Origin of the sequence: Chryseomicrobium palamuruense (assembly GCF_042649045.1) — a bacterium.
GTDB lineage: Bacteria > Bacillota > Bacilli > Bacillales_A > Planococcaceae > Chryseomicrobium > Chryseomicrobium palamuruense.
Genome location: NZ_JBHSEF010000026.1, coordinates 336468 through 351026, shown reverse-complemented (window position 1 = coordinate 351026; position 14559 = coordinate 336468). Strand labels below are relative to the sequence as shown.

Genomic DNA, 14559 nt, shown 5'->3' with positions numbered 1-14559 from the left:
ACTCCTTTATTGCTCTATTGTAGCAGACTTTCGCTCATTTGAAGAAGAAAAAAGCTTAGTCAGCGCTTGATCGACCGTCAACTCAGAATGAGCCACTTGTTTTTCAAGTTGCTTCATTAGTACCTTTTTTTCACTGTCTGAAAAGAAGCGTCTCTCCAATGTATCGATGACAGACGCACGGAACCATTCCATTTGCTGTTGATTTCGCCGACTAGTGAAGACACCTGAAGATTTTGTCGCCTTCTCAAACTTCTCAATATGTTGCCATGTATCTTCGAGCCCCATTTTTGTATAAGAAGAAACTGGAAGTGCTACAGGCGTCCAACCTTCTGTCGCTGGTTGTATGAAATGCAAAATTTGTTTGTATTCCGCTACGGTTTTTTTTGCAGTTGTTTCATTCGCGCCATCCGCTTTATGAACGATGATAGCATCGGCTAGTTCCATAATCCCTTTCTTCATACCCTGAAGTTCGTCCCCAGCTCCTGTTAATGTAAGTAATAGAAAAAAGTCTGTCATCCCGCGTACAGTCGTCTCCGACTGTCCCACACCAACCGTTTCAATCAAGACCACGTCGTATCCCGCAGCTTCACAGAGCAGCATCGTTTCACGACTCTTTTTATGCACCCCACCTAGTGTACCTGATGTAGGCGAAGGTCGTACAAACGCATTCGGTTCTTTCACAAGCTGCTCCATTCGGGTCTTGTCCCCTAAAATGCTTCCTCCTGAACGAGATGACGTAGGATCAATCGCAAGGACTGCCACATGAAAACCTTTGTCACATAGCATTTTACCAAACGTTTCAATGAATGTACTTTTTCCTGCACCGGGTACACCTGTAATTCCTATGCGAGTTGAGTTTCCGGTGTGTGGAAGGAGTATTTGTAATAGATCTTTTGCCTGTTGTTGGTGAGATCCGTGCTGACTTTCGATTAATGTGATAGCACGTGATAAAGCAATTCTTGAACCGTCACGAACATCGGCTGCTAGTTTTTGAATATCGACATCAGAGGACGTTTTCTTCGTAAACTTTTTCACAGGTGTCATGACGATACTCCGTCTTCTTCATACCCAAGTTGCTTGTAAATCTCTTCAATCACTTTCTGAGCAGCGACTGGGATTACTGTTCCCGGTCCAAAAATGGCTGTTGCTCCGTTTTCAAGTAAGAAGGAGTAATCCTGGCTTGGGATAACGCCACCTACGACTAATAAAATATCCCCGCGACCTAGCTTTTCAAGCTCTGCTTTGAGTTCTGGTACAAGTGTTAAGTGACCTGCAGCTAGCGAACTGACGCCAATCACGTGCACGTCATTTTCCACAGCTTGCTGGGCAGTTTCTTCTGGTGTTTGAAAAAGAGGTCCCATATCCACATCAAAACCAAGGTCCGCAAATGCCGTGGCAATCACTTTGGCTCCGCGGTCGTGGCCGTCTTGGCCCATTTTCGCAATCATAATACGAGGTCGACGTCCCTCGTTTTCTAGGAAGTCTTCCGCCATCTCTTTCACCACATCTACTTCTTGGGATGCTGAATAGTTGGAACTGTAGACGCCACTAATCGAGCGAATGATTGCTTTATGACGGCCGGACACTTCTTCAATCGCATCCGATATTTCACCAAGAGTGGCGCGGACACGCGCAGCATTCACTGCTGCTTCTAGTAGATTTCCACCGGCTTTACGCGCGACTTCCGTCAGTTCTTTGAGCGCTTGCAAAACAGCTGCTTCGTCTCGTGTTTCTTTCAATTGGTTCAATCGTGCTATTTGACTTGTACGAACAGCCGTGTTGTCAATCGATAAAATATCAATTGGATCTTCTGTATCAAGTCGACGATAATTCACACCGACTATTTTTTCACTCTTTGAATCAATCTGTGCTTGGCGGATTGCGGCGGCTTCTTCAATTTTCATTTTCGGAAGCCCTGTTTCAATCGCTTTTGCCATGCCGCCGAGAGATTCAATTTCTTTTAAATGTTCCCAAGCTTTTTTCATCAGTTCATCCGTCAACGTCTCTACATAATACGAGCCGCCCCACGGGTCAATCATTTTTGTCATTTTCGTTTCTTCTTGCAAGAACAGTTGCGTATTACGAGCAATACGAGCAGAGAAATCTGTTGGAAGCGCAATGGCTTCATCCAGTGCATTGGTATGCAGGGACTGTGTATGACCCATAGCAGCTGCGTTCGCCTCTAGCAATGTCCGTGTCACATTGTTGAAAGGATCTTGTTCAGTCAGACTCCACCCAGACGTCTGGGAATGTGTACGTAGGGCAAGTGACTTTGGATTTTTGGGCATAAATTGTTGAATGAGCTCTGCCCATATCTTGCGAGCCGCACGCATTTTCGCCACTTCCATAAAATAGTTCATGCCGATGGCCCAGAAGAAAGATAACCGCGGCGCGAATGTATCGATGTCCATCCCAGCAGCGAGTCCGGTGCGAACGTACTCTAAACCATCTGCGAGTGTATAGGCAAGTTCTATATCAGCCGTCGCCCCTGCCTCTTGCATGTGGTACCCAGAAATCGAAATAGAATTGAACTTTGGCATGTTTTTTGATGTATAGGCAAAAATATCCGCAATGATCTTCATCGACATGTCTGGTGGGTAGATGTATGTGTTACGAACCATGTATTCTTTTAAAATGTCGTTTTGAATCGTTCCTGTCAGTTGCTCTGGACGAACACCTTGTTCTTCCGCTGTAACGATATAAAATGCTAAGATGGGCAGCACAGCTCCATTCATTGTCATCGACACAGACATCTTGTCCAGTGGTATACCGTCAAATAGAATCTTCATATCTTCAACAGAATCGATGGCAACCCCAGCTTTTCCGACATCTCCCTTCACACGTTCATGATCAGAGTCATACCCTCGGTGAGTCGCAAGGTCAAACGCGACGGATAACCCTTTTTGTCCCATCGCAAGATTCCGACGATAGAAGGCATTGCTCTCTTCCGCCGTGGAGAATCCTGCATACTGACGCACCGTCCAAGGTTTCGTTACGTACATGGATGGATAAGGACCTCGTGTAAATGGTGCGATTCCAGGTAAATCTTGAAGGTGCTTAAATGATTTTATATCTTCAACTGAATAATGTGACTTGAGTGTGATGCCTTCATTAGTCATACGTGTTTCCATATTTCTGTTCGACTCATTCGCTAAGACTTGGAATGAATGGTTTGAATAACGGTTCATTCGAATGCCCCCTTGATTTGCAGTGCATCTACTAACTCCTGCCCTTTTTCAATTAATGATTGTCCTAAGAAAATAGATCCGTTTAGCCCTTGGTCTTGCCAGTCACTCGTTTTTGAGTGTTTTCCAGCTACATCTAGGATTAAGCCATTGTTAAGCCATTTCGGAACGACTTCTTCAATTGACTCATCTGGACCAACAAGCACCGCATAGGTTACGCCCTGCTGGAGCAAGGTTTCGGGAGTTGTCGTCATCGAATCAAAGACAGGTGCGTCCCACCCAAAGGTAGATAAAAATCCTTTCACAAAATCCACCCGAGGTTTTGATTCTTTTAAGGATCCTGTTTGAACGATTGCCACTCGCTGAGCCAAAGGTTGAAGCTTCGCACGTAACGTTTCGTAAGGTTCAGCCAGACGAACGTAGCCGAAATCTTGAATGATTTCTGCCACGGCACCTTTTGGATTGGCATAAATCGTGGTGCCGATAAGAGAATGCGCGCGTATCGCGGTTTGATTTGCTAAGAAAATATATGCCTTTGTTATTTTTTCTTCGAGTTGTTTCGTACGCTCGTCACTAGGTAAATCCATAATATTTTGGAATTGTTCCCAGACACTTTTAGCAAGATTCTCCGTGAGCGCCTCTATGCTATAGCTGCCCCCGGCAGGGTCTAACACCTCTGTTACCAGACTCTCGTGACGTATAATTTCAAGGACGTTCTCCGCAAGACGTTGGCCAAGACCTGTTCCCCCTGTTAAACAATCAAACGGATAGACATGTACCGCCTCCGCTCCGCCCAAAACGGCTGCAAATGCGCTATTTGCACTTCGAAGTAAATTTACATGTGGATCATATAGTGAATAGGAACGAAGGGATGTTTCCGCTACCAGTTGAAGAGGTGCATCTTTCTGTGCGTGGACATCGCTAAAGTTTGCCCAAAGTAAGCGGGCCGCACGAAGTTTTGCAATTTCCATAAAGAAATGTGTATCGACAGCGAAAGCAGCTGTTTTCGGCAATTGCTGATGTTGCGTCATATACGCATCACAATCGATTAAAAAAGATAGCAATTCAGTAGCCGCATCTGCCCCTCGTTTATGTGCTTCTCGCACATCAACGTGCACTGAAGTCAGCGCTTTCAAAAATGCAACCTCTGATTGTGTTCGACTCGCAATCACACGACTCGATTGGTTTTGTTGTTGCGTAGTTAATGTTGTATAAAGTGGTTCTAACGTAATTCCTTCTGCTGTCCCCGTTTGGAGTGCATTCCACTCTTTTCCTTTGAGGGATGCTTTGACGAGATCTTTCCAGTTGTCGAATGTCGATTCTGTCATATCGTTTCCTCCCCAAGCTTATGTACCTTCTTAGTGTACTCCAAATTCTTTACCTAGACAAAAAGCCGCCCATGAAGGACGACTTTTATGATTAATACACTGATGTAGTGTCTTTAGAAATATGTTCTAAGATTTCTTTCACACGAGCAAGGAATCGGCCACATACTAAACCATCCAATACACGGTGGTCGAGAGATAGACATAGGTTGACCATGTCACGAGGGGCAATCATGCCGCCTTCCATGATGACTGGACGCTTCACAATAGATTCCACTTGTAAGATGGCAGCTTGAGGATAATTAATGATACCCATCGACTGGACAGAACCAAATGATCCAGTGTTGTTAACGGTAAATGTACCGCCTTGCATATCTTCTGATTTCAATTTACCTGCACGGACTTTTCCGGCTAGCTCGTTAATTTCTTTTGCGATGCCTTTGATTGTTTTCTCGTCGGCGTCTTTGATAACTGGTACATATAGGGCATCTTCAGTTGCAACTGCTATGGAGATGTTGATTGCCTTCTTCTGAATGATCTTGTCTCCAGCCCACATGGAGTTCATCATCGGGAATTCTTTTAATGCTTGGGCAACTGCTTTAACGAAGAAAGCAAAATACGTCACATTAAAGCCCTCTTTTTGTTTAAACTCATTCTTGATCGAGTCGCGGTATGATACAAGGTTCGTTACATCTACTTCAATCATTGTCCATGCATGTGGAGCCTCATGCTTACTACGCAGCATGTTGGCCGCAATCGCTTTACGAATTCCTGTTACCGGGATTTCAACATCACCTGGTAATGACGGGATATCTTGTTTAGGTGCAGCAGGTGTAGAAGCTGGAGCTTCCGTTTGAGTCATTGATTCAGGGTGTGATTCTTTCGGACGTTGGGCTGCAGTTGGAATCGAACCAGAGTCAATTAACTTTTGCAGATCTTTACGGGTGATGCGCCCTTCGCGACCAGAGCCTTCGACTTGTTCTAGGTCGATGCCGTGCTCACTAGCCATCGTGAGAACAGCTGGAGAGTATCGGGCATTCTTATTTTTAGGACGGTCCACTTTAGGTGCACTCGCTGGAGTCTCCTGTTGTTTGGGTTCTTCTTTGACTTCTGGAGCGGCAGGTGTTTTTTGAGATTCTTCTGCACTGCCCCCTTCTGTCTCAATCGTACAGACGACTTCCCCGACAGCCAGTGTCTCGCCTTCACCGGCAATGAGTTCTTTAATGACACCAGTAAACGATGAAGGAATTTCTGCAGTTACTTTATCGGTATTCACTTCAGCAAGAGGGTCGTATTTGTTGACGTGGTCACCAGGAGAGACCAACCATTTTTCAATGGTACCTTCCGTGACACTTTCCCCGAGCTGAGGCATTTTGATTTGTTCAAGAGCCATTTTCATTCCTCCTTCTTAGAATTCAGCAAGATCACGCATAGCTTTTTCTACTTTATCCGGATTGATCATAAAGAATTTTTCCATTGTTGGCGCGTAAGGCATAGCAGGTACGTCTGGTCCTGCGAGGCGCTGGATAGGTGCGTCCAAGTCAAATAGGCAGTGCTCAGCAATAATGGCCGCCACTTCCGACATGATACTACCTTCTTTATTATCTTCAGTAACGAGAAGTACTTTTCCGGTCTTTTTCGCAGCTTCAATAATTCCATCTTTATCTAATGGATAGACGGTACGAAGATCTAAAACGTGAGTAGAAATCCCGTCTTTTTCTAAGCGCTCAGCTGCTTGGAGAGCAAAGTGAACAGCTAAGCCGTAGGTGATGACAGTAATGTCTTCTCCTTCACGTTTCACGTCTGCTTTTCCAATTTCAATCGTGTAATCGTCCTCAGGAACTTCTCCTTTGATTAGACGATACGCACGCTTGTGCTCGAAGAATAAGACTGGATCTTCATCGCGAATCGCTGCTTTTAATAATCCTTTTGCGTCATACGGAGTCGAAGGAATGACGATTTTAAGACCAGGCTGATTAGCGAAGATCGCTTCGACGGATTGTGAGTGATAGAGCGCCCCATGAATTCCCCCACCGAATGGGGCACGAACCACGATTGGACATGTCCAGTCATTGTTAGAACGGTAACGGATCCGTGCAGCTTCTGAGATGATTTGATTCACTGCAGGCATGATAAAATCGGCAAACTGCATTTCTGCAATTGGACGAAGACCATACATGGCAGCTCCAATTCCGACACCTGCAATCGCTGATTCAGCTAGTGGTGTATCGAGTACGCGGTATTCTCCGAACTGGTCGTACAAACCATTTGTTGCTTTAAATACGCCGCCTTTACGGCCAACGTCTTCTCCAAGAACAAAGACGCGCTCATCGCGTTCCATTTCTTCTTTCATTGCCAGTGTGATGGCATCGATATAAGACATGATTGGCATTAGTTGTCGCCTCCTTGCTCAGCATACACATGTAGTAACGCATCCTCTGGTTTAGCATAAGGTGCATTTTCTGCATAATCGGTTGCTTCATTCACTTCTTTCATGACACGTTCATTTATTTCTTTTTCCGACTCATCGGTTAAAATACCGTGTTCTTTCAGGTAAGCAGCAAATGATAAAATCGGATCTAGTTTCTTACCTTCTTCGATTTCTTCTGCTGACTTGTATTGACGATCATCATCATCCGAAGAGTGCGCAGTTAAACGGAATGTTACGGCTTCAATAAGAGATGGGCCTTCCCCTTTACGTGCACGCTCAACAGCTTCTTTCATAACACGGTACACTTCGATTGGATCTTTTCCATCGACTTCATACCCTGGCATGCCATAAGCAATCGCTCGGTCTGCGATATTTTTACTCGCAACTTGACGATCAAAGGGAACAGAAATCGCATATTTATTGTTCTCAACCATCGTGATACATGGCAATTTGTGAACACCTGCGAAGTTTAATCCTTCGTGGAAATCTCCTTGGTTCGAAGAGCCTTCTCCAAGAGTCGCAAATGAAACGAAATCTTTTTTCTCGATTTTGGCTGCAAGTGCTACACCTACTGCATGAGGAACTTGTGTTGTAACGGGAGAAGAACCTGTTAAGATACGATTCTTCTTTTGACCAAAGTGACCTGGCATTTGACGTCCACCAGAGTTTGGATCTTCTGCTTTAGCAAAAGCAGAAAGCATGAGGTCGCGAGCAGTCATTCCAAAGTGCAAAACAACGCCCATATCACGGTAGTATGGTGCAATATAATCTTTTTCTGTATCAAGTGCGTATGCAGCCCCTACTTGCGCTGCTTCTTGCCCTTGACATGAGATTACAAATGGAATTTTTCCTGCGCGATTGAGTAACCACATACGCTCATCGATACGGCGGGCAAGAAGCATTGTTTCGTAGATTTTTAGTACATCATCATTAGTTAAACCAACTTCTTCATGACGAGTTGTCATTTCATTTCCTCCCTTAACTGTGAATAGCGTTTCCGTCGACTGCTAAAGCTGCTTCACCCATAATTTCTGATAGGGTTGGATGTGGGTGCACAGTTGAAGCAATTTCCCACGGTGTAGCATCAAGTACCATGGCAAGACCTGCTTCGGAAATCAGATCCGTTGCGTGTGGTCCAATCATATGAACACCTAAAATATCGTTTGTTTCCGAGTCGGCGACGATTTTGACAAAACCATCGGATTCCCCGTAAACGAGTGCTTTCCCAATCGCTTTAAAGGAAAACTTGCCTGTTTTCACTTTGAAGCCACGTTCTTTTGCTTGAGCTTCCGTAATCCCCACGCTCGAAGCTTCTGGACTTGAATAGATACAGCGTGAAACTTTTTCCGTATCGAGTGCGTGAACGGAACGACCTGCAATATGCTCTACAGCTGTGACCCCCTCGTGACTTGCTACGTGAGCTAGTTGAAGTCCACCAATCACATCGCCTATTGCATAGATATGAGATTCTTTAGTTTGATACGTATCCGACACTTGAACAAAACCATTTTCTACAATGATATCTGTATTCTCAATTCCGATGTTTTCAACATTCGCTTGACGTCCGACGGATACAAGCATCTTATCTGCTGTAAATAAGTTCGTCTCTGAACCCATTTCTGCTTCAATGCTGACACCGTTTTCTGTTTTTAACGTTTCTGGAAGAACCTTAGCACTTGTCGCAAATGTAATTCCTTTTTTCTCAAGGAGTTTTTTCATCTCACGAGAAATGGCTTCATCCTCTGTCGGAATGATGCGGTCTGCATATTCAATAACGGTGACTTCAACACCAAAATCATTCAACATCGAAGCCCATTCGATTCCGATGACACCGCCACCGACGATTAAGATAGATTTAGGTAATTCCGTCATTTCGAGCGCTTCATCCGATGTCATGACAAATTCACCGTCAATCGTCAACCCAGGTAATGTTCGTGGGCGAGACCCTGTTGCAAGAACGACATTTTTCGGGATGATCATTTCATTTTCTTCCCCATTGTTCATTTCTACAGAAACGGTTCCGCCTGGAGAAGGACTGAAAATCGATGGTCCAAGCATGCGAGCTGTTCCTTCATATATATCGATTTTTCCTTTTTTCATGAGACCTTGAACACCTTGATGTAGTTGATTGACAATCGATTGTTTACGTTTTTGCACTGCTGAAAAATCAAGTGAAACTTCTCCAGTCACTACACCATAATCTGCTGCTTTTTCTTTTGCTGTATGATAAACCTCTGCAGAACGTAAAAGTGCTTTGCTCGGAATACATCCTTTATGAAGGCATGTTCCACCTAATTTTTCTTTTTCAACAACGGCAGTTTTAAGGCCCAGTTGCGCTGCGCGAATGGCGGCAACGTATCCACCTGTTCCTCCACCGATAATGACTAGATCATATTCTTTAGCCATCGTATCCCTCCTTTAATTCGGGTAATGCTTCGGCTGTTCTTCTCCACTCAATACGCGATATGCGCCTTCCGCAAGAGCTTGTAGTTCATCTTCTCCTGGATAGATCACAACATCAGATATCCAGCTCACACGGTTAGCAATTTCTTTCACAAAGTCTTTCCCGTACGCTAGACCACCGGTAAGTAAGATGGCATCGACTTTACCAGAAAGCACGGCACTCTGGGAACCGATTTCTTTGGCTATCTGGTAGGCCATGGCATCATAAATACGTTTCGCTTCTGCATCACCATTTGCAATTCGCTTTTCTACAGTGATTGCATCATTCGTTCCGAGGTAGCTGACAAGACCACCTTGTCCAACAATCATTTTCATAATCTCGTGTTGATAGTAATTTCCAGAATAACACATAGCCACCAAGTCTCCGATTGGCACACTTCCTGCACGTTCCGGACTAAACGGACCATCTCCATGCAATCCATTGTTCACATCAATCACTCGTCCATTGGAATGGGTACCAACTGTGACACCACCACCCATGTGGGCGACGATTAAAGATAATGTATCATATGGCTTCCCTTGTTCTTTTGCGTAACGACGGGCAACTGCTTTTTGATTGAGTGCATGGAAAATTGATCTTCTTTCCAGTTTTTTCGTGCCAGAAATGCGTGCCAATTCGTGTAATTCATCTACAACAACGGGATCTACAATGTATGCAGGAATATGCAACCCTTTCGCGATTTCATTGGCAATGATTCCACCAAGATTCGATGCATGTTGCCCCGAATAGCCTTTTCTTAAATCTTCAAGCATCTGTTCATTTACTTCGTACGTTCCGCCTTCAATCGGGCGAAGGAGTCCCCCGCGTCCACAGACAGCGGACAAGCGGGAAATGTTCATTTGTTCCTCATCAAGTGCTTGAAGAATCATGTCCTTCCGAAATTCATATTGAGCAATAATCGTAGGGAAGCCTTCAATTTCTTCCGTTTTATGGCGAATGGTTTTTTCAAACAGCAATTGTTCGTTTTCATAAACACCAATCTTTGTGGAGGTTGAACCCGGATTTAGAACAAGTATACGAAAAGGTTCCATCATGTTTCCTCCTTATCTCAGCTTAGCGGTTTGTAAGTGAGTGTTTTCCATTCTGTAAGAACTGACGACGTGATTTCGCCATACGCGCAATACGTTCTTCAGCTAGACGGTCAGCCGCCATATAAGATGCCACACCATCACGTTTAGATATTTCAAAGATGCGTGTGATTGTGTCATAAATTCCTTCAACACGTTTCAATGCGCGCTCATGGTTGTATCCATTGAGCTCATCTGCAACGTTTATTACGCCACCTGAATTGATCACGTAGTCTGGTGCATAAACAATACCCATCTCATGTAATTTATCTCCGTGACGTGGTTCTTTTAGTTGGTTGTTTGCAGCTCCAGCAACCACTTTTACTTTTAATTGCGAAATCGTGTCATCATTGATAATCGCACCTAACGCACACGGTGCAAAAATATCCGCTTCTTGAGAGTAGATCTCAGAGACATCCACTTGAGTCGCCCCAAATTCTTTCACCGCGCGGTCTACAGAAGCTTGGTTAATATCTGCAACTATTAGCTTTGCACTTTCTTGATGTAAGAAGTCACATAGTTTGTAAGCTACATTTCCAACTCCTTGGACAGCGATTGTTTTCCCTTCAAGTGAATCAGAACCATATGCTTCCATAGCTGCAGCCTTCATTCCCATATACACACCATAAGCTGTGACAGGAGAAGGATTCCCTGACGAACCGAAAGCTGGAGAAATACCTGTTACATAATTCGTCTCTTCATGAATCAAGTCCATGTCTGCTACTGTTGTACCCACATCTTCTGCTGTGATGTAGCGACCGTTCAACCCCTGGATGAATCGACCAAATGCACGGAACATTTCTTCGTTTTTATCTGTTAAGGGATCTCCGATAATGACCGTTTTCCCACCGCCAAGGTTAAGACCGGCTGCAGCATTTTTGTATGTCATTCCTTTTGCTAACCGAAGTGCATCTTCAATCGCTTCTTCTTCTGTGGCATAGTTCCACATACGTGTTCCACCAAGTGCAGGTCCTAACGTAGTATCGTGAATGGCGATGATGGCTTTCAAACCTGATGTTTTATCTTGACAAAAAATAAGTTGCTCGTAATCGTACGTTTCCATATATTTAAAGATTTCCATTGTTCATTCCTCCAATTAATAAGATCGAACCGCTAAGGCGATCGAGTATAATTTGCTTTCAGCGCTATCGGCGCGAGAAGTTAATACAATCGGAACTTTCGCCCCTTCGATGACAGCACCAACTTTGGCTCGTCCGAAATACATAAATGATTTATACAAAATGTTCCCAGCTTCAATTGTTGGCACAACTAATATGTCAGCTTTCCCTGCAGTGGATGACGTAATTCCTTTTGCTTTTGCTGAATCAATTGAAATCGCATTATCAAATGCAAGGGGCCCATCAATGATACAGCCTTGAATTTGCCCACGCAGATTCATCATAGTAAGGAGTGCCGCATCTGTACTAGAGGTCATCGCCTGATTAACGACTTCCACTGCACTTAGTGGCGCCACGACCGGCATTTCAATTCCGATCCGCCTTGCAACTCCTACCGCATTTTTGATGATATCCACTTTTTGTTTTAGGTCAGGAGCGATATTCATTGCTGCATCTGTTACAAAGAGAAGACGGTCGAATTCAGGAAATTCAAACACCGCAACATGTGAGATGGTCGCTCCTGTTTTCAAGCCATTTTCATCTCGCAACACTTCACGTAACAGCGTCGCAGTATCCACATGACCTTTCATTAAGGCGTCTGCTTCACCAGAAGAGGCTGCTTGTACAGCTTGTTTTACTGCATCTTGTGCTGAATCCGTGTAGCGTACTTGAACGGAAGGAAGTTCGACTAACAACTTATCAAAATGTGCTTCTGTGTCAAACAAGATAAAATCTGCGATATTGGCTTCTGCTGCCAAACGAACAGCTTCCATCACTTCCGGATCTGCTGCGCATGCAACCGCCACCCGTTTTTTTGTTCCACTCGTAGCAGGTTGCATCAGTTGATCAAAAGATTTCACTTGAACACCTCCCTATTCTTCAATACCAAGTTTCTCAATTTTATAATACAGCGTTCGAAGTGATACATTGAGCTTTTTGGCAGTCGCTGCTTTATTGCCTTTATAAGCGGTCAACGTCTGTTGAATCAATTGTCTCTCATACGACTCTACTAAATCAGAAAGGGAGCCATCCGGTAGTTCCGGTTGCTTTCCTCGAATCGTAGTGAGTGGCAAATGCTTCTCTTCGACTTTGAGTTCTGATGCATTCATAAAAATCATCGTGCGACTGACCACATTTTCAAGTTCCCGAACATTTCCAGGCCAATCATATTGTTTTAAAGCTTGAATGGCTTTGTCAGAGAACCCCGCAATTTGTCGTCCATATTCTTTGTTTAATTTCACCAGAAGATGGTCAAGAATGATTGGAATATCTTCTGTCCTCTCTCGTAAGGGAGGGATAAAAATTGGCATCTTATTAATCTGGAAATACAGTTCTTCTAGAAACAACCCGTCTCTCATATTTTTCTCAAGAGGTTCACTCGTAGATGCGATGATGCGTAAATCAACTAACTCGTTCCTAGAAGGAAGCTTCTGGTAACTCAATAGATCCAATAGATGTTGTTGCTGACTTAGAGTCAATTCCCCTATCTCGTCTAGAAACAACGTTCCATTTATCGCTTGTTCCGCAAGGCTGAGCTTATCACTACTCGTAAAGAGCTGGTCTCTCGCTTCTTCGGAACTACAGTTGACCCGAATGAACTTGTTATGTTTTCTTTCGCTCTTTCGATGAATGGCATGTGCAAACAAGTCTTTACCTACACCCGTCTCTCCTCGAAGAAAAACAGTGACCGGTACACCGGCTGCAAGTTTTGCTTGATCTTTTGCGAATTGAATCTTTTCAGAGACGCCGACGATGTCGTCAAACGATAAATTTGATTCTAAGGACCGGATTAACAGTCTCGCTCTATCCAGTTCTTTCATCATCGATCGGATTTCAGTGACATCATGAATAACACCGACGCTACCTTTTAAACGGTTATTGACGATGACCGGTGCAACGTTGACGATGACATCTTTCCGGTCCTTGCCCACTTGTAATTGCTTGCCGCGGACTGGTTTTCTCGTATCTAGAACCTGTCTATGAATACTTTCCCCATCCGCAATGTCAGCTTCTGCTGGCCGACCAATGATGTCTTCTTCCTTTAAACCTGTGATACGGGTGTATGCCGGATTGATGAGTAAACCAATTCCCTTTTCATCGACAACGGAGATGGCATCGTCACTCGATTGAATGATGGCTTCGAGCATCATTTGGACTTCTCTAAGATTCGTGATTTCTTCGGCCATCTGTTGTAACTCGGAAATATCCTGAAACACAGCAAACGCACCTATTCGTTCCCCTGCTTCCGTAATGATAGGATGCCTAGAGGTAACTATTTTGGTACCGCTTTCAAGAGTAAGTTGCTGATTGATTTCTGAACGTCCGAAAGAGGCAACTTGAGGAAGTCGGCTATCTGGAATAATTTCATGCACTGGTCTCCCGATGACTTGTTTTCGATCGACTTGTGTGATGCGTGCAGCACTTTCGTTAAATGACGTAATGTAGCCATTTTGATCAATACTAATGATTCCTTCTTCCATCGAATCAAAAATTAGACGTTGAATGGAGCGCGCCGCATCGATTTGTTGATAGGTCTCTTTGTTATCTTCAATTAGCTGAACAAGAATCGAAGCAATTTCACCTGGTATGACGACTGTAGAACGATCTCTCGCATCTAAGAGTTCTGGAAGTAGTGTATCGTCCCCTGAAGCATCGATGATGACATCAACAGAAGCAGATATATAGGAACGCCAATCGTTTGCAATTGGAATATTCATCTGTTCTGCAAGGCGCAGTCCCGGTGCACTAGGATTCTTATCAATAACCGCTGTAAACGTAAATTTTCCAGCATCACGCAATAGTTCAAGTAAGGCACTTCCGCCTTTACCGGCCCCGATTAATACGATATTTTGCAATTATTTGCACACCTCCATTATGTACGTGCAATTTGTTGCATTTCCATTTTATCATACAGGAACGCGGGTCAATTGACAATCCTTTTCTAAGATGCGATAGTTGAAAAAGAGTAA

At 44.1% G+C, this 14559-nt stretch carries 11 protein-coding genes; all 11 read right to left on the bottom strand.

The features are described 5' to 3' along the window. Nucleotides 1-6: 6 nt before the first annotated feature. The 11 genes from meaB to ACFO0S_RS14095 all read right to left on the bottom strand — a co-directional run bounded on the left by meaB (nucleotide 7) and on the right by ACFO0S_RS14095 (nucleotide 14445). Nucleotides 7-1044, bottom strand: coding sequence for a methylmalonyl Co-A mutase-associated GTPase MeaB (gene meaB, locus ACFO0S_RS14145; protein ID WP_378142740.1), 1038 nt, complete (start codon nucleotides 1042-1044; stop codon nucleotides 7-9). Next, a complete protein-coding gene (gene scpA, locus ACFO0S_RS14140) occupies nucleotides 1041-3131 on the bottom strand; it encodes a methylmalonyl-CoA mutase (protein ID WP_378142802.1) in 2091 nt (696 codons plus the stop codon). The genes meaB and scpA overlap by 4 nt, the downstream gene beginning before the upstream one ends. Before the next feature lie 53 nt (nucleotides 3132-3184). Beyond that, a complete protein-coding gene (locus ACFO0S_RS14135; RefSeq protein ID WP_378142739.1) occupies nucleotides 3185-4513 on the bottom strand; it encodes a methylmalonyl-CoA mutase family protein in 1329 nt (442 codons plus the stop codon). A 91-nt stretch (nucleotides 4514-4604) separates the two neighbouring features. Next, nucleotides 4605-5903, bottom strand: a complete 1299-nt coding sequence (locus tag ACFO0S_RS14130) for a dihydrolipoamide acetyltransferase family protein (RefSeq protein WP_378142738.1) — start codon at nucleotides 5901-5903, stop codon at nucleotides 4605-4607. A gap of 15 nt (nucleotides 5904-5918) precedes the next feature. After that, nucleotides 5919-6902 (bottom strand): alpha-ketoacid dehydrogenase subunit beta, encoded by a 984-nt coding sequence (locus tag ACFO0S_RS14125; protein WP_378142737.1) that lies wholly within the window; start codon nucleotides 6900-6902, stop codon nucleotides 5919-5921. Further along, a complete protein-coding gene (locus ACFO0S_RS14120; RefSeq protein WP_378142736.1) occupies nucleotides 6902-7906 on the bottom strand; it encodes a thiamine pyrophosphate-dependent dehydrogenase E1 component subunit alpha in 1005 nt (334 codons plus the stop codon). The genes ACFO0S_RS14125 and ACFO0S_RS14120 overlap by 1 nt, the downstream gene beginning before the upstream one ends. A gap of 13 nt (nucleotides 7907-7919) precedes the next feature. Then, complete coding sequence (gene lpdA, locus ACFO0S_RS14115) at nucleotides 7920-9347, bottom strand: dihydrolipoyl dehydrogenase (RefSeq protein WP_378142735.1); 1428 nt, start codon at nucleotides 9345-9347, stop codon at nucleotides 7920-7922. Between the two features lie 12 nt (nucleotides 9348-9359). After that, complete coding sequence (gene buk / locus ACFO0S_RS14110) at nucleotides 9360-10439, bottom strand: butyrate kinase (RefSeq protein WP_378142734.1); 1080 nt, start codon at nucleotides 10437-10439, stop codon at nucleotides 9360-9362. 19 nt (nucleotides 10440-10458) lie between these two features. After that, nucleotides 10459-11553, bottom strand: a complete 1095-nt coding sequence (gene bcd / locus ACFO0S_RS14105; RefSeq protein WP_378142733.1) for a branched-chain amino acid dehydrogenase — start codon at nucleotides 11551-11553, stop codon at nucleotides 10459-10461. 15 nt (nucleotides 11554-11568) lie between these two features. Further along, on the bottom strand, nucleotides 11569-12450 hold the full coding sequence (locus tag ACFO0S_RS14100) for a bifunctional enoyl-CoA hydratase/phosphate acetyltransferase (protein WP_378142732.1): 882 nt from the start codon (nucleotides 12448-12450) through the stop codon (nucleotides 11569-11571). A 12-nt stretch (nucleotides 12451-12462) separates the two neighbouring features. After that, entirely contained in the window at nucleotides 12463-14445 is a 1983-nt protein-coding gene (locus ACFO0S_RS14095) for a sigma 54-interacting transcriptional regulator (RefSeq protein WP_378142731.1), read from the bottom strand. Nucleotides 14446-14559: the final 114 nt, after the last annotated feature.

Bases quoted from the DNA above. Each gene is read 5' to 3' on its own strand.
- ACFO0S_RS14125 (WP_378142737.1), bottom strand. From the start codon at position 6,902: ATGCCAATCATGTCTTATATCGATGCCATCACACTGGCAATGAAAGAA.
- ACFO0S_RS14135 (WP_378142739.1), bottom strand. From the start codon at position 4,513: ATGACAGAATCGACATTCGACAACTGGAAAGATCTCGTCAAAGCATCC.
- ACFO0S_RS14130 (WP_378142738.1), bottom strand. From the start codon at position 5,903: ATGGCTCTTGAACAAATCAAAATGCCTCAGCTCGGGGAAAGTGTCACG.
- scpA (WP_378142802.1), bottom strand. From the start codon at position 3,131: ATGGAAACACGTATGACTAATGAAGGCATCACACTCAAGTCACATTAT.
- buk (WP_378142734.1), bottom strand. From the start codon at position 10,439: ATGATGGAACCTTTTCGTATACTTGTTCTAAATCCGGGTTCAACCTCC.
- ACFO0S_RS14120 (WP_378142736.1), bottom strand. From the start codon at position 7,906: ATGACAACTCGTCATGAAGAAGTTGGTTTAACTAATGATGATGTACTA.
- meaB (WP_378142740.1), bottom strand. From the start codon at position 1,044: ATGACACCTGTGAAAAAGTTTACGAAGAAAACGTCCTCTGATGTCGAT.
- lpdA (WP_378142735.1), bottom strand. From the start codon at position 9,347: ATGGCTAAAGAATATGATCTAGTCATTATCGGTGGAGGAACAGGTGGA.
- bcd (WP_378142733.1), bottom strand. From the start codon at position 11,553: ATGGAAATCTTTAAATATATGGAAACGTACGATTACGAGCAACTTATT.